The sequence below is a fragment of the Cyanobacteria bacterium GSL.Bin1 genome (assembly GCA_009909085.1).
Classification (GTDB): domain Bacteria; phylum Cyanobacteriota; class Cyanobacteriia; order Cyanobacteriales; family Rubidibacteraceae; genus Halothece.
In genome coordinates this window covers 1-18,762 of record JAAANX010000022.1, presented here as the reverse complement: position 1 = coordinate 18,762, position 18,762 = coordinate 1, and the positions used below count along the sequence as shown (strand labels likewise).

At 43.8% G+C, this 18,762-nt stretch carries 20 protein-coding genes; 12 read left to right on the top strand and 8 right to left on the bottom strand.

The window, feature by feature from the left end:
* The 8 genes from GVY04_00975 to GVY04_00940 form a co-directional block, all read left to right on the top strand.
* The coding region (locus tag GVY04_00975; protein NBD14749.1) for a DUF29 family protein at positions 1–289 on the top strand (289 nt) is incomplete at its 5' end.
* Positions 290–369: 80 nt separating this feature from the next.
* Positions 370–831, top strand: coding sequence for a DUF29 family protein (locus GVY04_00970; GenBank protein ID NBD14748.1), 462 nt, complete (start codon positions 370–372; stop codon positions 829–831).
* Positions 832–1,150: 319 nt separating this feature from the next.
* Positions 1,151–2,632, top strand: a complete 1,482-nt coding sequence (locus GVY04_00965) for an STAS domain-containing protein (GenBank protein ID NBD14747.1) — start codon at positions 1,151–1,153, stop codon at positions 2,630–2,632.
* An 18-nt stretch (positions 2,633–2,650) separates the two neighbouring features.
* Entirely contained in the window at positions 2,651–3,514 is an 864-nt protein-coding gene (locus GVY04_00960; protein ID NBD14746.1) for a universal stress protein, read from the top strand.
* 38 nt (positions 3,515–3,552) lie between these two features.
* Positions 3,553–5,232: an STAS domain-containing protein gene (locus GVY04_00955; GenBank protein NBD14745.1), complete on the top strand. Its 1,680-nt coding sequence runs from the start codon at positions 3,553–3,555 to the stop codon at positions 5,230–5,232.
* An 87-nt stretch (positions 5,233–5,319) separates the two neighbouring features.
* Positions 5,320–6,372, top strand: coding sequence for a tRNA dihydrouridine synthase DusB (gene dusB, locus GVY04_00950; GenBank protein NBD14744.1), 1,053 nt, complete (start codon positions 5,320–5,322; stop codon positions 6,370–6,372).
* Positions 6,373–6,623: 251 nt separating this feature from the next.
* Positions 6,624–7,565 (top strand): phosphoribulokinase, encoded by a 942-nt coding sequence (locus GVY04_00945; protein NBD14743.1) that lies wholly within the window; start codon positions 6,624–6,626, stop codon positions 7,563–7,565.
* A gap of 8 nt (positions 7,566–7,573) precedes the next feature.
* Complete coding sequence (locus GVY04_00940; protein NBD14742.1) at positions 7,574–7,969, top strand: gamma-glutamylcyclotransferase; 396 nt, start codon at positions 7,574–7,576, stop codon at positions 7,967–7,969.
* On the opposite strand, the gene GVY04_00935 is transcribed toward GVY04_00940, so the two are convergent.
* The 3 genes from GVY04_00935 to GVY04_00925 all read right to left on the bottom strand — a co-directional run bounded on the left by GVY04_00935 (position 7,943) and on the right by GVY04_00925 (position 10,851).
* A complete protein-coding gene (locus tag GVY04_00935; GenBank protein NBD14741.1) occupies positions 7,943–8,422 on the bottom strand; it encodes a Fis family transcriptional regulator in 480 nt (159 codons plus the stop codon). The two genes, GVY04_00940 and GVY04_00935, sit on opposite strands and share 27 nt — an antisense overlap.
* Before the next feature lie 192 nt (positions 8,423–8,614).
* A complete protein-coding gene (locus GVY04_00930) occupies positions 8,615–9,229 on the bottom strand; it encodes a sigma-70 family RNA polymerase sigma factor (protein ID NBD14740.1) in 615 nt (204 codons plus the stop codon).
* A 470-nt stretch (positions 9,230–9,699) separates the two neighbouring features.
* A complete protein-coding gene (locus GVY04_00925; protein NBD14739.1) occupies positions 9,700–10,851 on the bottom strand; it encodes a pentapeptide repeat-containing protein in 1,152 nt (383 codons plus the stop codon).
* 53 nt (positions 10,852–10,904) lie between these two features.
* Between GVY04_00925 and GVY04_00920 the strand changes: the two genes are divergently transcribed.
* Complete coding sequence (locus tag GVY04_00920) at positions 10,905–11,240, top strand: hypothetical protein (protein NBD14738.1); 336 nt, start codon at positions 10,905–10,907, stop codon at positions 11,238–11,240.
* A 145-nt stretch (positions 11,241–11,385) separates the two neighbouring features.
* Here GVY04_00920 and obgE read toward each other — a convergent pair whose 3' ends face one another.
* Positions 11,386–12,384, bottom strand: a complete 999-nt coding sequence (gene obgE, locus GVY04_00915; GenBank protein ID NBD14737.1) for a GTPase ObgE — start codon at positions 12,382–12,384, stop codon at positions 11,386–11,388.
* Positions 12,385–12,462: 78 nt separating this feature from the next.
* Here obgE and GVY04_00910 point away from each other — a divergent pair, with 78 nt between their 5' ends.
* Entirely contained in the window at positions 12,463–12,813 is a 351-nt protein-coding gene (locus GVY04_00910) for a DUF760 domain-containing protein (GenBank protein NBD14736.1), read from the top strand.
* Positions 12,814–13,155: 342 nt separating this feature from the next.
* On the opposite strand, the gene GVY04_00905 is transcribed toward GVY04_00910, so the two are convergent.
* Positions 13,156–13,866 carry a rhomboid family intramembrane serine protease gene (locus tag GVY04_00905; GenBank protein ID NBD14735.1) on the bottom strand — a complete coding sequence of 237 codons (711 nt, stop codon included), beginning with the start codon at positions 13,864–13,866 and terminating at the stop codon, positions 13,156–13,158.
* A gap of 205 nt (positions 13,867–14,071) precedes the next feature.
* Here GVY04_00905 and tnpB point away from each other — a divergent pair, with 205 nt between their 5' ends.
* Positions 14,072–15,415 (top strand): IS200/IS605 family element transposase accessory protein TnpB, encoded by a 1,344-nt coding sequence (gene tnpB, locus GVY04_00900; protein ID NBD14734.1) that lies wholly within the window; start codon positions 14,072–14,074, stop codon positions 15,413–15,415.
* A gap of 134 nt (positions 15,416–15,549) precedes the next feature.
* Entirely contained in the window at positions 15,550–17,094 is a 1,545-nt protein-coding gene (locus GVY04_00895) for a gamma-glutamyltransferase (GenBank protein ID NBD14733.1), read from the top strand.
* A 75-nt stretch (positions 17,095–17,169) separates the two neighbouring features.
* On the opposite strand, the gene GVY04_00890 is transcribed toward GVY04_00895, so the two are convergent.
* From GVY04_00890 to GVY04_00880, 3 genes are all read right to left on the bottom strand, one after another.
* Positions 17,170–17,409, bottom strand: a complete 240-nt coding sequence (locus GVY04_00890; GenBank protein NBD14732.1) for a CopG family transcriptional regulator — start codon at positions 17,407–17,409, stop codon at positions 17,170–17,172.
* Positions 17,399–17,659, bottom strand: coding sequence for a BrnT family toxin (locus GVY04_00885; GenBank protein ID NBD14731.1), 261 nt, complete (start codon positions 17,657–17,659; stop codon positions 17,399–17,401). Before GVY04_00885 ends, GVY04_00890 begins: the two co-directional genes overlap by 11 nt.
* A gap of 101 nt (positions 17,660–17,760) precedes the next feature.
* Complete coding sequence (locus GVY04_00880) at positions 17,761–18,585, bottom strand: sulfurtransferase (GenBank protein ID NBD14730.1); 825 nt, start codon at positions 18,583–18,585, stop codon at positions 17,761–17,763.
* Positions 18,586–18,762: the final 177 nt, after the last annotated feature.

Here is an 18,762-nt window from a genome sequence, read left to right as displayed (position 1 = left end):
TTTATTAATGCGTTTAGTTGAGCATCTTCTGAAATTAAAATATTGGGAAAGCGAAATTAAAAATAATCGCGGTCATTGGGAAGCCGAAATTCTCAACTTTCGCAAACAGATTAAAAAAGAACTCAAAACAAGTCCTAGTCTTAAACCCTATTTGTTTGAAATTTTTGCTGAATGTTATCAAGATGGACGAGAAATTGCTGCAGCGCGATCGCAGCTTCCTCTTAAAACCTTTCCTGAACAGCCCATTGCCACTTTAGAACAAGTATTAGACGAACACTGGCTTCCCTAATGATTACTACAAGCTACTCATGAAGTAGCGGGTCGTTTTCAGTATTCTCTTTTCTGTCAAAGTAATCATCAAAAAAGACTATGTTTACAGAATCACAATCAACAAAAAAAAGTTTATACGAAACTGATTATAATCTTTGGGTATTAGCAACCGTTAAACAGTTAGAAAATAAAGAATTTAACACCGTTGATTGGGATAACTTACTTGAGGAATTATCCGATTTGAGTCGTCGTGAAAAAAGGAAACTCAAGAACCTTCTTAGAAGAGTATTTGAACACTTGCTGAAATTAAACTATTGGCAAGCCGAAGTTGAAAATAATCGTGGTCATTGGGAAGGAGAAATTGCCAATTTTCGTAAGCAAATTAAAGATCAACTGGCAGATAGTCCGAGCTTGAAACCTTATTTAGAAGAAATTTTTGCTGAGTGTTATCAAGATGGACGAGAAATTGCTGCAGCGCGATCGCAGCTTCCTCTGAACACATTTCCCGAACAACCCATTGCCACCTTAGAACAAGTTTTAGACGAACACTGGCTTCCCTAAATCGTCAACCTTTATTGCAGATCATCCCACCCTATGATAGCCTAAACTCTGTCTAAATAGTTCTAAATAGTTTTTTAAGACAATCAGCACCTCACTCCAAACTATGCAACCCATCAATCTCTTTTCCCAAGCTACAAATAAGAGGGATTGTCCACCATAAGACGTAACAAGTATTACGTAAGAATGGAAAAATATTGAAGTTTTTTTCAGAAAAAGAGAATTGCCCGTCAGCCATTGCACGTGATTAATTAAACGGCTTACGGTTAGAAACATTTGTATTTTTATCAAAGTAGTGTAGTTACGAAATTAAGGAGAAAATTTGGATTTAACCTTATTCAGACGAGAGTGGTTTTCTAACATTCAGAAGGATATTCTTGCCGGTGCCGTTGTTGCTTTAGCTTTAATTCCAGAAGCGATCGCGTTTTCTTTAATTGCTGGGGTGGATCCGAAAGTTGGGTTATATGCCTCTTTCGTTATTGCAGTCATTACTGCCATCTTTGGTGGACGCACCGGCTTAATTTCCGGTGCAACGGGGGCAATGGCACTGGTTATGGTTAATCTGGTTAAAGAACAGGGTCTGCAATATCTCTTTGCAGCCACAATATTGACAGGTATCTTGCAAATTGTCTTTGCTCTTTTTAAGCTCGACCAACAAATGAAATTTGTGCCACGGGCGGTGATGATTGGGTTTGTCAATGCCCTTGCCATTTTAATTTTCACCTCACAATTTCCACAACTGAATAATGCCTCCTGGGAAGTTTACGTCATGGTTGCCGTCGGGTTAGGCATTATTTATCTTTTTCCCAGAATTACAAAATCCATTCCTTCTCCCCTGGTTGCCATTGTTTTACTGACAGCAGTCTCGATTTTTCTAGAACTTGATGTCCCCACAGTAGGAGATATGGGAGAATTACCCACTGCCTTTCCTATTTTTATCCTGCCAGAGGTTCCCTTAAATTTGGAAACTTTAGAAATTATCTTTCCTCCTGCTTTAACCCTGACCATTGTCGGACTACTAGAAACCTTACTCACCGCAGCCCTCCTCGATGAATTAACCGATACCCCTAGTGATAAAAATCGCGAAGCAAAAGGTCAAGGCATTGCCAATATTATTACGGGGTTCTTCGGCGGAATGGCAGGGTGTGCCATGATTGGTCAATCCGTAATTAATATCCAGTCTGGGGGGCGGAAACGCCTTTCTACCTTTATTTCTGGTATTTTACTCTTGTTCTTTATTTTATTTCTCGGGAATTGGGTTCAACAAATTCCCATGGCATCTCTGGTTGCTGTGATGATTATGGTTTCCATTGGCACCTTTAGCTGGTCATCTATTCGCAATATTCCCCGAGTGCCTCGCAGTGAAACCTTTGTCATGGTAACAACCGTATTAATTACTATTTTGACTCATAACTTAGCCATTGGCGTAGTGGTTGGAATTGCCCTCAGTACAATTTTCTTTTCTCGTGAAATTGCCCAAGTCGTTTTTGTCGATAAAACCTTAAGCTCTGATGGGATGCACCGCACTTATAGCGTTGCTGGACAAATTTTCTTTGTCTCTGTCGAACAGTTTTTAAACGCCTTTGATCTCAAAGAAGATATTGAGACTGTGACGATTGATCTCTCCCATGCTCATATTTGGGATCAATCTGCAGTCAATGCCATTGACAAAGTTGTGATTCAATTTCGCCGTCATGGGGCAGATGTAGAACTAGTGGGGCTAAATGAAGACAGTGCAAAAATGCTCGATCGCCTTGCGATTCATGACAAACCCGATGCTCTCGAAGAAGTTGCCAGTCACTAATCTACTTAAACTAAACCAATGAAACATATTCTCTTATGCACGGATGGCTCTGCTTTTGCCCAAGAAAGCTATCACTATGCCGCTTGGCTTGCCCCTCGGCTTGATGCTTGTGTTGATGTTTTATATGTCACCGATGTTCGTTCCCAAAAATCCATTGAAACCGGGAATTTAAGTGGCAGTATTGGCATTGATGCTGCCAAAGATTTACTAAGCAAACTAGTCGAACTCGAACATGAGAAAGCCAAAATCAATCATGAACGGGCAAAACTAATCCTTGAAGATGCCAAACAACGATTAGCGTCTGAAGGCGTCCAAGATGTTAAGACCATCCACGAAACTGGGTTTCTGGTGGATTGTTTTCACGAATTTGAAACCCATGCCGATTTAATTATCTTGGGGAAACGAGGAGAAAATGCCCCGTTTGCCTCCAACCATTTGGGCGGAAACACGGAGCGAATTCTACGAGGGAGTCATAAACCATGCTTGGTTACGCCTCGTCAATTTAAGCCCATTAAACGCTTACTCTTTGCCTACGATGGTGGGAAAAGTTGTCAGAAAATGTTGCGGTTTCTGGTCAAGTCGCCAGCCTTTCAAGGATTAGAACTCCATATCCTGACCGTCGCCAGAACCGCTCAAGATAAAAAAGCTCAAAAACGAAATCAAGAAGCAGAAGAACAAACACGGGCTGCAGGATTTGAGCCGATTTGTCAGGTTTTAGAAGGCAATCCCGAAAAAATCATTGCCAGTTACGCCGATGGACATGATATTAGTTTGATTATTATGGGGGCTTACGGACATCGTCGGATTCGCCCCCTCATTATTGGCAGTACCACAGCACAAGTACTCAGAAGTACGCAACTCCCGGTATTGTTATTCCGCTAGATGCACTACACTAATTCTGGATAATTGAAAAACTTACAATGAACATTACCAATACAATTCATTTTCGTAACCTCCAAGGGGATATCCTTGGGGGAATCACGACCGCAGTTGTTGCGCTACCGATGGCGTTAGCCTTTGGGATTGCTTCTGGGGCTGGTGCAGCCGCTGGGTTATGGGGAGCGGTTTTAATTGGCTTTTTTGCGGCGTTGTTTGGCGGGACACCGAGTCTCATTTCTGAGCCAACGGGTCCCATGACCGTCATTGTGACTGCCGTGATTACGGAACTCACAGCGAACAACCCAGAACAAGGGTTAGCCATGGCGTTTACGGTCATTATGATGGCGGGCGGATTTCAAATTCTGTTTGGGGTTCTCCGTTTAGGACGCTATATTACAATGCTCCCCTATAACGTCATTTCTGGTTTTATGACCGGAATTGGGGTGATTTTGATCTTTGTCCAACTTGCTCCATTTTTAGGACAAGAAACGCCGGAAGGCGGAGTGCTTGGTGTCCTTAAAAATCTGCCGACGCTAATTACCAATCTTGACCCTTGGGAAACGTTGTTAGGGGTTATTACCTTAGCCATTTTATTTTTATATCCGTCGCGCTGGAAACGAGTGGTTCCGCCACAATTAATTGCTCTGATTATTGGCACGGCAATTTCCATGATCTTTTTCAGTGGAATGGATATTCGCACCATTGGCACCATTGGTGAAATTACTCCCGGTTTACCAGAGTTACAAGTGCCGACATTTACTCCTGGCAATTTACGACTAATGTTTGTTAATGCCATTATCTTGGCAACCGTCGGCTCGATCGATTGTTTACTGACTTGTGTCGTTTCTGAGGGCTTAACTCGTCAAGAATACAAAGCCAATAAGGAGTTAATTGGTCAAGGAATCGCGAATTTATTCACCGGTTTTGGTGGTGGAATTGCCGGTTCTGGTGCAACGACTCCCACTGTCGTTAATATCCAAGCCGGGGGACGTACAGCAGTATCTGGACTAACCCGCGCCCTGGTGTTATTGGTGATTGTGCTTTGGGCTGCCCCTCTCACAACTGGCATTCCTTTGGCGGTCTTAGCCGGAATTGTTTTAAAAGTTGGGATCAATATTATTGACTGGGGATTCCTGAAACGGGTTCACAAAATTTCTTGGAAAGCAGCGGGCATTGTTTATGGAGTTGTCTTATTAACTGTCTTTGTCGATTTAATGGTTGCAGTGGCAGTGGGCGTATTTATTGCCAATATTCTCACCATTGATCGCCTTTCTCAAGTTCAAAATAACGCCGTGAAAGCCATTACGGATGCCGATGATCAAATTGTACTTAGTTCAGAAGAAAGCAGAATTTTAGACTTAGCCAATGGGCGCGTTTTACTCTTCCATCTCAGTGGTCCTATGATTTTTGGGGTGGCAAAAGCGATCGCGCGCGAGCATCGTGCTATTGACAGTTATGATGTGTTGATTGTTGATTTAAGCGAAGTTCCAGTTCTCGGGGTCACGTCTTCGTTATCCATAGAAAATGCGATTCAAGAAGCGCTCAACGCCGGGCGAGAGGTAATGATTGTCGGTGCCACTGGCAAAGTGAAAAACCGCTTAGAAAGCTTAGGAATTGCTGGTTTAATTCGAGATGAATATTGGCTGCAAGATCGTTTAGCTGCCCTCAAAGAAGGACTTGCAATTGTGCAATCAGAAGAGAAAATGATGCAGAATTCTTAAATTGTAGTCATTAGTCATTAGTCATTAGTCATTGGTTCTTGGTTAATCCTCTTAACCTTGTCTCCCCCAACTCCTCCTTTCCTTATTATGTCCACAGCCACTCTCACTCAAAATACAGTCCTTAACATTGGTTCAGTCACTGTTAACAGTCGCGTCTTGCAATCTCCTTTATCAGGCGTGACCGATCAGGTATTTCGTCGCTTAGTCCGCCGTTATGCCCCGGAATCGATGCTTTATACCGAAATGGTCAGTGCCAAGGAAATTCATCATTTGAAGGAATTGCCGCAAGTGATGAATATTGCACCGGATGAAACGCCAATCAGTATTCAACTCTTTGACTGTCGCCCCGATTTTATGGGAGAAGCAGCGCGCAAAGCAGTTGCCGAGGGGGCACAAACCGTCGATATTAATATGGGATGCCCGGTTAACAAAATTACCAAAAAAGGAGGCGGTTCTTCTTTATTGCGTCAACCAGAAGTGGCAACAGCAATTGTTGAAGCCGTAGTGCAAGCCGTAGATGTCCCGGTTTCTGTAAAAACCCGTTTGGGCTGGAGTGAGGAAGAAATCAATATCTTGGACTTTGCCCAACGGATGGAAGCAGCCGGCGCACAAATGCTGACGTTACATGGGCGCACTCGGGCCCAAGGCTATAATGGGAAGGCGCAATGGCACTGGATCAAGCGGGTAAAAGATATTTTATCGATTCCTGTCATTGCCAATGGGGATATTTTCTCAGTTGATGATGCCATTCGTTGCTTAGAAGAAACCGGGGCGGATGGCGTTATGTGTTCGCGGGGAACGCTGGGCTATCCCTTTTTAGTCGGAGAAATTGACCATTTCTTAAAAACAGGAAAAAAACGTCCGCAACCGACGGCTGTCGAATTATTAACTTGTGCCAAAGAACATTTGCAAGGATTATGGGACTATCGCGGCGATCGCGGTATTTATCAATCCCGAAAGCATCTTGCCTGGTATGCCAAAGGTTTTCCGGGGGCTTCGCAACTGCGAGATCAGCTCTCACAAATCAAAGGTTTAGAGGAAGGATTGACGCTTTTAGACACTGCTATTAGTTGCAGATTCCCCCTTCTGAAACAGAAGGCGCCTGCTGCGACCATTGGTCAACAACTGAATGAAGAATAATTAACCAAGGAAGGGATCACCTTTTCTAATCCCATCTCTCAGCTTGGAAGTGACCATCCCAGTGCTTCAATTCTCTGTGTTCTCTGTGACTCTGTGGTTCAATTTATAGCAATCATTTTCAGAAATAGTATTCTTTTAAAGTCGAGAGAATTACTTATTGAATCTTGAATGGTTGTAAACAAATTCAGGAAAACTGTCCAACAACAGCTAAAATAAATTGAAATTGTTGAAGATAAGCATAATAATTAACTATGGCTGAACGTCGAATTATTCTTGGAATTGTTGGTGATAGTGCAGCAGGAAAAACAACTTTAACAAAAGGAATTGCCCAAATTTTAGGGGAAGAAAATGTGACCGTCATTTGCACGGATGATTATCATCGTTATGATCGCATTCAGCGCAAAGAAAACGGCCTTAGCGCGCTGCACCCAGATTGTAACTATCTTGATATCATGCAACAGCACATGGCACTTTTGCGAGGGGGACAACCCATTCTCAAACCCATTTACAATCATGACACCGGTAAGTTTGATCCCCCAGAATATATCGAACCGCGAAAATTTGTGATTCTCGAAGGTTTATTAGGCTACTACACTCGCGCTTGTCGAGATGCCTTTGATGTCAAAGTTTATCTTGCCCCACCAGAATCGTTACGAGCCACTTGGAAAGTCAAGCGAGATACCCGTAAACGCGGTTACACCGAAGAACAGGTGTTAGAAGCCTTACAAAAACGAGAACCAGACTCCGAAGCCTTTATTCGTCCCCAGCGTCAATGGGCGGATGTGGTTGTCAGCTTTTATCCTCCGAAAGATCACAGCGAAGAAAGTAATGGCAATCTCAATGTTCGCCTTGTGTTAAGACCCACAATTCCTCACCCGGATTTGGTGCGCTTATTTGAAACCAAACCAGAAAAAGCTGCTGTCAACTTAGAGCTTGATCGCGATATGGGAAAACCAGTCGATGTTTTGGAAATTCACGGCAATGCAACAAAAGAGCAGGTGATTGATATGGAGAAAGTGCTTTGTTCGGAAGTCCCTTATCTCTCTAACTTTTGTGAAATCGATAGTGAAATTAGAATTGGCAAAGTCATTGGCACAACTGGCGAAACGATTCAAAGTTATCCATTGGCATTGACTCAACTCCTGGTAACCTATCATATGTTAAAAGCATCCTATAGTTACCAAGTGAAGTGAGAATAGTGGTGAGAGTATTTGTTTACGGTACCCTCAAACCTGGAGAAGTTAACTTTAAGCCTTATTGTGAAGGAAAAGTCAGCGAGATTACGCCCGCTTATACCTATGGTCATCTTTATGCCTTAACCGTGGGCTATCCAGCAATGACCGTTGGCGATACCCAAGTCAGTGGGGTCTTACTGACGTTTCATGATGAAACGCTTCTGTCTGCAATTGATGACTTAGAAGATTATGATCCTGGTCGCCCGCCAACGGAAAACTTATACCAAAGAGAATGGCTGAAAATTTATACCCTTTCTGGGGAATCATTGGGAGAAGCGTGGGGCTACCGGATGATCTTCTGGCGCGTACAACAATTGGGCGGAATGTTTTTGTCATCAGGGTGTTGGCGAGGAGGGAGATGAAGGTTGTTCTGTTTGGGATGATGCGGCATCAGAAACGGGAGCAGCAGGAATTTCTAGTATCGGCTGGTCCACAGTAATCATGAGGGAACTAGAGGAGAGTCTTGCTTGATCCGATTTTGCTAAACGCGGAAGAGGAGAATTAATCGTCGATAACATACCGGCAATTATGGCAACGAAAAGCGCAGCGATTGTGCCTCCACCCCAAAGTAAAACTTGTCTCATCCTTTGCCAATGTGCTTTGGCTGTTACCTTGCGACTGAGAACATCTGCAGGAAGCTGAGAAGATGGAACGGGAATCTCCCGCAAACAATATCGTAATTGTAAGAGATTTTGATAAGTTCGTTGTGCTTTCTCATCTTCCTTTAACCATTGTTCAACTTTTTTTGTCTCTTCTGGAGAAAGTTCTTGATCAAGATAAGCACTTAACAACTCAAAGCGTTGTTGGTTGTCCATGTTTTTCACCGTTATTTCGATGTGACTAAATCTTTACTTCTTAGTCATCACTTTACCTCCTGATCAGACTTTACTCACTGACGTTAGTTCCCGCTGAAGGTGATCTAAATGTTAGATAAGCCGGAGTATAAGACATTAAGTGGTGGTGAGAAGTTAGTGTTAAGACTAAGAAATTAAAATTAGTATCTTCACTTAGTCTAACTCAAAATAGGGCTGCAAGACATCTTGTAGCTTGGCTCTCGCTCTAGCAATTCGCGATTTAACCGTGCCCAGAGAAACCCCTGTCATTTCTGCAATTTCTTCATAAGAGAAACCTTCAATTTCTCTGAGAATGATCGTACTGCGGAAGGCTTCTGGGAGTTCCGCGATCGCGCGGTTGAGATGGTCGTAAAACTCTTGACTGTTTAAATCTTGATCCGGGCTGGGAAAATCAGTTGCGACTTCAAAGGTTAATTCTCCATCATCAACTTGACGGGGGGCATCTAAAGAAATCGGACTTTTAAAGCGTTTCCGTTTGCGAAGCTCATCATAAAATAAATTGGTTGTAATGCGACTGAGCCAACCCCGAAATTTCACGGGGTCTTTGAGTCGTTGGATATTCCTGTAGACTCGGATCCAGACTTCTTGCACTAAATCTGCCCGATCTGACCAGTCGGGGGCAAGATGATAGAGCATCTTTTCCACATGAGATTGATGCCGACGTAATAATTCTGAAAAAGCAGCGCGATCAGGCTTTACTCCTTGCTGGCAGCGCAGAATTAACTGGTGATTGGAGAGTTGGGTTGGAGCAAGGTCAGAATCGGGCATTTCTGGGACGCCAGGTGTTAACCAAGTTGGAGAAAGGGAAGGATTCACAGAGTGGTTGCTTGCAGTCATATTCTTTCTATTCTTTTTGGTTCGAGGGCTGAATTCAAGAAAAAAGTTTTTAGAAATTAATTAACAAGATAAACGTTTAGTCTTGCTTGCCTTTTATTTTGCCAGAAACTGCTCTCAAATTTTGTTTATTGATTACCACTTTAGAAATAGTCCACTTAAGAAAGTATCACTTGCTTTTTGCTGAGAATTGCTCTTTACTACTGTGGTAAATTTTTACGTAATCAGAGTAAACTAACCCCGATCAGCGAGAAAAAAGGCTGCCAAGGACAACATGAGCCAAGGAAACATTGTATTCTCTTAAAAACAATTTCTGAGTAAAAAAGACTTAACTTAGGTGATGCGCAATCGCGTAGCGGATTGATTGCAGATCTAACTATTATCTAACTATTATCTAACTATTTTTATCGTCCCAACCGATTGGGAATCCCTTCACATCCGCCCGGAATCGTTTTTCTCGCCGCTTCACCACACCAAGCACAGCAATAAGTCCGTTGGCTTTCACTTAATCCCTGAACCCCAGTAAAGTTAGCTTTTTCAATGACAGCACCTGTCCCTTCTCCCGTTTCGTAATTCCCCATTTTACCCCGACGGCGAGGGGTTGCTGTTTCCACTGACCCATAAAATAAACGGGTGTTTCTCAAGTCAGCATTAACCAAACTGGCTTCGTAGAAAATGCTACGAGATAAGTTAGCCCCATAAAATTCACAACCATCAAATCGAGACTGCACGAAATTTGCTTCACTTAAATCGCTCCAACGCAAGTCAGTTCCACTTAAATCAGCCCCAGCTAGCATCACCCCCAGATCGATAACACGAATCCCTTGTTGTCGATCTTCTGCGTAGCCCCCTTCACCATCTAAAATCGGGCGTCCTAAATGACGATCGCGCTTGAGAGGGGTTAAGAGTCGAGATTGCGACAAAAAGCGGATGATTTTCGCTTTGCCTGGTCCATCAACACTCTTTAAAATTGCAGCCGTGCGCCCTTCAGCAAACGCTCGTTCTTGTGGCCAATCTTCGAGAAAGCCATCATTACTCAGAGCCAATTCACAGATGCCTTGAAAATACGTATCAATGGTTTGCTGTTGCGTAATTAAATTTTGCTGGATCGTTAAATCTCGAGAAATGACATATTGTCGCCACGCCACATAAACCGCAATCACTGCAATTAAAATTTGTCCGAGCGCCCCAAACCATTCTCCCCAAGAGCCAAATTCATCCCATTTAATCGCTGTCAATCGTTCATTGATGCGTTGTCCGACTCCCAATAATTTCAATCCACTCAGAACAGTAAGAATCGATCCAAACCAAGCCAACACGGCGATCCAAGGGAGAGGCTTTAAACGCTGATAGAGCAATTGCACAGGGGAGACAACGACTGACCAAGATAAAGAAAAGACACTGATCATTCCGGGTACAATGAGCCAATTATTATCCCAGAGCCAACCTAAAATTAAGAGCGCGATCGCGCCCACTAAAGCCAGTTGTCGTGAAGTGGAATGGTTTGCAGAAGAATTGGGGGTTTCAGAAGCGGAGGTTTGAGTCGATTCTGACATTGATCGAGATTGATATGATAAAAAAAGTTTACCCACCAATTATTACGCTTATTATGATTCGTTACTTATTTTTCAGTTTTAGCGTTAGTCTGGCTTTACTCTCTACCATGGGATTGTCCTCTGCATCTGCTCAAACCCCTCTCGAACAAGATAGCCCTTATCCATCCAGTGAACAAGACACATTTTCAACTGAGTTAGGAGACGGGTTCAAGCCCTTTGATTTAATCCATCAGTCCAATTTCAGAAGAAGTCGTTCTCTAGAAGAATACCGCCTTGATCAGCAGCAAAATCTTGATTCTGCTGCATCCCAGTTTCGTGAACAGCAACAACACATGCTTCAACAACAACCACAAAACACCCCTGAAGACACAAAAACTCCGGAAGAATAAGGTGATTTCTGCAAAGGAAACTACCAAGTAATTAACTTTTATAAAGCGCGATCGCGTTTTAGGGGTCAATTGATTGAGATTGAGAGCGCGCAAAAAAATTAGATTATGATTGCAATCAGAAATAAGAAGAAAAAATCAATAGCCGCTAGTTAGGAACCAGTTCTAGCACCTCCCAAACCTGATTCAGCAATTCGTCTAAGCCCGATCGCGCCACGGCAGAAATCGATAAAATTGAGTCATTGGTCACCTTGCTAAATTGCGCTCTCACACCTGCTTCAATTTCCTCATCTACTGCATCCACCTTATTCAAGACTAAAATTTGTTTGCGCTCGGCTAAACTGGGTTTATACGCCAATAATTCATCTTGAATGATTTGATAATCGTCCACTGGTGCTTCCGCAGTGACATCAATCAAATGAATCAGAATTTTCGTGCGTTCAATATGGCGTAAAAACTCATGCCCTAAACCAACCCCTTGATGCGCCCCGGCAATTAACCCCGGAATATCAGCAAAAACTGTGCCATCACCACTGGGTTTACGCACAATGCCTAAGTTGGGAACTAAGGTCGTAAACGGATAATTGGCAACTTTGGGACGAGCCGAAGAAATTGCCGCAATTAAAGTGGATTTTCCGGCATTGGGTAAGCCAATAATCCCGACTTCTGCCAAAAGTTTCAATTCAAGACGTAACCGGTACTCTTCTCCAGCAAGTCCAGGCAGTGCTTTTTCGGGGGCGCGATTGTGATTACTGAGAAAATGGCGATTACCTAAACCCCCTTTCCCGCCTTGGGCGACACACACTTGTTGCTGGTGGTAAACTAAATCGGCAATGATTTCTTCAGTATCAAGGTCATAAACAATGGTTCCACAGGGAACATGAAGAACGCGATCGCGCCCATTAGCCCCAGTTTTATTTTTCGGTCCTCCCCGTTTGCCATCTTCTGCCCGAAAGCAATGGTTGTACTTAAAATCGAGGAGGGTCTGTAAATTTTCATCCGCTTCCAAGATGACTGAACCGCCTCTCCCCCCATTGCCGCCAGCTGGACCGCCAGCCGGCACATATTTTTCCCGACGAAAGGCGACAATGCCATCTCCTCCTTTCCCCGCAATGACTTCAATTTCGGCTTGATCAATAAACTGCATCGCTGAATAACGTGGAGATTAATTCCATCATGGTTTAAACTGGTGTGTAAGCAGGTCTTCACTCTACAACATTTACTGATGGTATTTGACCCTAACTTCTTTAATTCTGACGCAAGCGACAACCAATCATCCGCGTCTTCTGATGAACAACCTGATAATTCACTCTTGGAATATCTCCAACAACAAAATCCTGATGTTTTAGCGGAAATTGCTCGCTCCATCAGCCCCGACGCCAAACAAATTGTATCCCAGAATGTGCAAGGGCTGGTCGGGATGCTTCCTTCTGAACATTTCCAAGTTCAAGTCACTACCGATCAAGATAATCTATCCAATATGTTGGCTTCAGCAATGATGACCGGTTACTTCTTGCGCCAAATGGAGCAGCGTATGGAACTCGAAACTCGTATGGATCATAGTCAAGATATTTAGTGCTGAAATCAAGTTAATGGCCTGGCTAAAATGAGGCAATAGGGAACAGGGAATAGGAGCCTAAAGTTCAACAATCCACGTTATGATTCTTTTCTCCCTGACCCGTTCCCCTTGAACCAACATTTGGGAACGGGTCACTGGGTAGTGATCATGGGTAACGGCTTAACCCCCTTCAGCAAAGGTCACCATCACGATTACAGAAAGTAAAATTCCGGGACTGAGAAGAACCACTAACATCAAAAGTTCGTTCGGGGTCATAAGGCTTTCAAGAATTTGTCGCTAGCTCACTGCTCTACAAGATAACGTTCTTGACCCAGAGAAGGGTAAAAAGAAAATAATCTTTTAATAATAAGTATCTTGGTTTTTGTCAAATAAGCCGAGGATGGGTCCTAAGATCGCTCCAAAGACAAACCCGCCGGCGTGTGCCCAATAAGCAACGCCACCGCCTTCCATGCCAATGCTGGCGGAAGTATTGAGGCTAGCGACTCCGTAAAAGGCTTGTTGGATAAACCAAAAACCGATGAAGAAAATCGCAGGCACGCGAATGGTCGTCCAAATAATAAAAATCGGTAGCAGGGTGAGAATTTCTCGATCATAAAACCGTAAGACATAAGCCCCCATGATCCCCGCGATCGCGCCACTTGCCCCTAACGAAGGAACGCCCGATTGTGAGGAGAAAAACCATTGCGCTAGACTGGCTAAGATCCCGCACAACAGATAAAAAATCACATATCGCACTCGTCCCAAGGCTTCCTCAATATTATCCCCAAACACCCAGAGATAAAGCATATTTCCTCCTAAATGGAGAATCCCGCCATGTAAAAACTGGGCAGTAATTAACGTCAGCCATTCCGGAACCGGTTGATTAACACTAATCCCTCGAAAACTGGCGGTCAATTCCGCAGGAACAACCGCATAAAGTTTAAAGAACACTTCTAACTGTGGTGGACTTAAATTAACTTCATATAAAAAAATTGCAATATTGAGCCCAATCAAGACATAAGTAACATAAGGTGTAATTTTAGTCGGGTTTTGATCGCGTAAAGGAACCACGGCGCTTTTTTTCCTCGCTTAAGATTAACTTTTAACAAATGTGGCAAGGATTCTCCGACGACATTGCGCAAGCGATTAGTCGCAGGACGGAGCGCATAAACCTCCGCGTTCTGCAACTCGACAGCTCCTCACTAAAGCTCCGGTCAGGAATTGCCACATCTTCACCAAGTCATTATAATATAACCGTTCGTGAAGCTATCTAGCCATGAAACAAGTCATCACAGCCAAATTGAAGTTGAACCTCTCGACTGAGCAAAAAACGCTCTTGAGAGAGGTTTCTTTATGTTATCGTGATGCAATGAACTACACTTCACAAGTAGCGTTCAAGAATAATCGCACCAGTAGTGCTAACAAGTTACAAAAGCTCGTTTACTACGACATTCGAGACAAGTTCCGTCTTCCTGCTCAGATGGCTTGCAATGTCTGCCGTCAAGTAGGAGCTACCTATCGAACACTCTGGACAAAAGTTAAACAGAATAATCAACATCGTAAGCAAGGATATACCAAGAAAAGATACAAGGGGTTAGATCAACCACCTCAGTTTATATCTCGTACTTGCAACCTCAATTATGGAAGAGACTTTTCCTTCGTTAGGGAAGGAGTGAGTATCATTACTTTACAAGGAAGAATTAAAGTTTCCTTCTCTGGCTATCAGAAACACTTAGACCTAATTCAGTCTGGGATTGCCAAAGCTAGTGGGGCAAAGATCTTTTATACTTCTTCCAACAAGACTTACTATTTGCTGGTCAGTCTAGAAATACAAAAGCCTGACATTCAACCTTCAGATATTAAGCGGGTTAGTGGTGTTGATGTTGGTCAACGTTACCTCGCAGTAGAAACTGATACGAAAAACCAGACCAATTTCTATAACGGTAAAGCAGTTGTCCACAAAGCAAGTCACTATCAAAGAAAGAGGAAGCAAGTGCAGCGCAAAGGCACTCGTTCAGCTAAGAGACGATTAAAGTCTTTGTCTGGACGAGAAAGACGGTTTCGCGCTGACATTAACCACCAAATTGCTAAAAGTATTGCTAAACCTAGCTCCCTTATTGGTTTGGAGAACTTAACCCACCTTCGAGAACGAACCCAACCTCGTCGTAAGAGTAAAAAAGCATCTACCAAACAAAGAAAAGCCAACCACAAACAAGCAAGTTGGTCTTTTGCTGAACTCCAATCATTTATTGACTATAAGGCCGTCTTAAATAATTCTATGGCCGTCAAAGTAGATGCTGATTACACTTCCCAAAGTTGTCCTTGTTGTGGGCATACTTCTCGGACGAACCGACCTAACAAAGGGTTAACTTTTCACTGTGAGAACTGCGGGTTTGACCTCCATGCTGACTTGGTAGGAGCTAGGAACATAGCAATGAGAACGCTGCTCGTTCGGCAAGACTGGGTGAGTACGGGTAGTTTGTCAGCCTGCCCTAGCACTGAGCGCAGTCGAAGTGCTGATGTTTCGCCGAATGAAGCCAAAGCCATGCGCCTTTCGAGGTTTATGGAACTGCGGTGGACGGCAGAAACAAGCCCCAATCACATCGCGTTTAGCGATTGAGTGTGGGTAGTTGACGATACCCTATAGACAACTACGTTGTCTTCATCCCTAATCCACATCCTCAAGGACAATTCTTGGTGAATTTAGATCACGATCAATTAAGTTATTATCCTTATCCCTCCCAACGGCGCGTCATGCTGGGAAATCGTTGTGCTGTGGCAACCAGTCAACCCTTAGCCAGCTTAGCCGGTATAGAAATGTTGAGCGCTGGAGGCAACGCGATCGATGCTGCCCTTGCCATGGCAATTACGTTAACCGTAGTCGAACCCACCTCAAATGGCATTGGGGGTGATGCTTGTGCGTTAGTCTGGGATGGGCAAATCCACGGCTTGAATGGTTCGGGGAAAAGTCCCCAAGGTTTAAAGGCAGACGTTTTTAATCAGCAACGGCAATCTCGTTTAGGTTGGGCAACCGTCACTGTTCCCGGTGCTGTATCCACTTGGCGGGAGTTGTGGAATAAATGGGGAAAACTTCCCTTTGCACAATTATTTGCCCCTGCCATCCGCTACGCGGAAGAAGGATTTCCAGTTTCTCCAGTGACTGCCTTAGCCTGGCAACAAGCAGAATCTTATTACTTACATTTAGACGCCCCAGAATATCAAGCATTTAAGGAAGTCTTCTTTCCCAATCAACGCGCCCCGAAAGTGGGAGAAATTTGGCGCAGTCCCCTTCATGCCAAGACCTTACGCGCGATCGCGCAAAGCGGTGGCGAGGCGTTTTATCAAGGAGAATTAGCGGAAAAAATTGCTAATTTTGCTGCCGATACCGGCGGCTTTCTCAGCCGAGAGGACTTGAAACACCATCAAGCCGAGTGGGTTAATCCCATATCGACAACCTATCGTGATTTCCGAGTTTGGGAACTGCCACCTAACTTTCAAGGCATTGCCACACTCATTGCCTTAAACCTCTTGGAAGGCTTTGATCTCAAATCCGTTCCTTACGACAGCGAACAGCGGTATCACTGGCAAATTGAAGCAATGAAACTCGCGTTTGCCGATATTAACCGTTATCTTGCCGATCCGAGTTGGATGAATCTAGATTACAAAACGCTTCTGTCTGCAGAAAATACCACGCAACGTCGCCAATTAATTAGCGAACAAGCCATCACTGAGATTGAGCCTAGTTTTGCGGATCACGGCACGGTTTATTTAACGGCAGCAGATGGAGAGTTAATGGTGTCTCTCATTCAATCAAATTATGAAGGCTTTGGTAGTGGGATTTTGGTTCCAGAAACGGGCATTGCTTTGCACAACCGTGGGAGTTGTTTTCGCTTAGAAGCGGAACATCCCAATGCTTTTGCCACTGGAAAACGCCCCTTTCACACCATCATGCCCGGCTTCCTCACTCAAGAGGATCAACCCTTAGGCACATTCGGGGTGATGGGTGGACAGATGCAACCGCAAGGTCACCTGCAGGTGGTTTCTAATCTTGCTGATTACAATATGAACCCCCAAACTGCCTTAGATGCCCCGCGCTGGCGCTATTTAGCAGATCAACGGGTCGTTTTAGAAACAGGGATTCCCTCGGAAGTCATGATTGCGCTTTCTCAACGGGGTCACGAAGTCAGAGTGAATCCGAGCAAAGGAATGTTTGGTAAAGGACAAATAATTCTCAAGCAAAATGGCGTATTTGTTGCCGCCTCGGAACCGCGCGCCGATGGCATGGCTTTGGCGATGTGAAAATCAAACCGCGCTCAATGTTGAAATCAAAGCGAAATAAGAAGAAAACGATTTTTGGTAAAAATTTTCCTTGCCTTATTTAGTAACTTTTTCGACTTGTTGATCTAAGTGCTGCGCGATCCAAGTTTTGATGACTGCCTGTCGATGAATCCCAAGCCGTTGCGCTTCTCTATCTAGTGCATCTATCATCCATTGAGGAAAATCAACATTGACCCTCTTAACTTCTAACCCAGGACGTTTGAGGGTAGATAAATCAAAATACTCTAAGACATCTTCACCGGCATCAAATTTTCTCTCTAATTCTTCAGGATTCATATAACCCCACCTCTTCTTTGCGCGATCTCCTTACAGAAATGATGCGAACAGTTTGCTCACGATAGGTAACAATTGCAGACCAACATCTACCTTCAATTTTACCGATTACCATAAATCTAAGTTCGATCATTGACTTGGCTTGAATCTCAACTCGTCGGGGATCTAACCATAGTTGCTGTGCTTGTTCAAAGTTAATTCCATGCTTAAACTGATTGCTCTCGCTCTTAGCTAGATCATATTCAAACTTCACCGCTTTTTATTCATTCATTATTCTGTAACCATACCAGCTTTATACAAATATAGATGAAAGGAAACTAACCTTTTCTACACTTTCTAAACTGCGTTCCCTCCTTATAAATATGAACACCAGTCACTCCAACTTCCAGAATAGAGTTTACCATGAGGAAGTTGCGCTAAATGCAAGGATAATAAATTGACACAAGCTGTCACTCCAGACCCACAATAAACAATTTTTTCCTGGTTCTCTTCAACAGAAGACTCTCCATTTAACCAACGTTGTCGCTGTTTGGCTGGATGATACAAATTCCCTTGTTCGTCAGTGACCGTTTTCCAAGGAAAATTCAATGCCCCTGGAATATGTCCCGCCACCGGATCAATGGGTTCTCTTTCTCCACGATAACGATCCGGATCTCTAGAATCGATAATCACTGCCTTCTCATCAGCTTGACGCGCTTTCACTCCTTCTCGATCGACGACCCAATGTTCTCGTGGCTGAGGGATAAAGTTTCCCGCTGCTAAGGAAGGAATTTCTGTACTCACGGGATAACCGGCATTTTTCCAAACCTTCCATCCGCCATCTAAGACGGCAACTTGATCATGCCCTAAGTATCGTAATAACCACCATAACCGTGCCGCAAAAGCACAACGGGAGTCATCATAAGCGACCACTAAGGTTTGGTTAAAATGAATGCCCATCTTTGCTAATTTTTGGGCGAAGGTGTTTGAATTAGGAAGAGGATGGCGTCCGCCATGTTTTTGTACCGGTGACGATAAATCTTGATTCAAGTCCAAGTAAAATGCACCTGGGATGTGGCTGGTTTCATACTGCTGGCGTCCCCAATTGGGGTCAGAAAGTTGGAAGCGACAGTCAATGACGACAACGTTGGGATCATCGAGAGAGTTGAATAGCCAATCAACGGAAACAACCGATTCCATCATACTTGTTAGTCTTACTGTTAAGTCTTTATAATAGATCTTAGTACCATCGGGAGGATGGGAATTAACGCTTGAGGAGCTAGTTGTGAGACTAGGATAGCACCGCGAATAGCACGTGCGCCCAAGAAGTCACCAAGCGTGGCACTCCACTCATATACTTGTCACACCAGAAGCGCA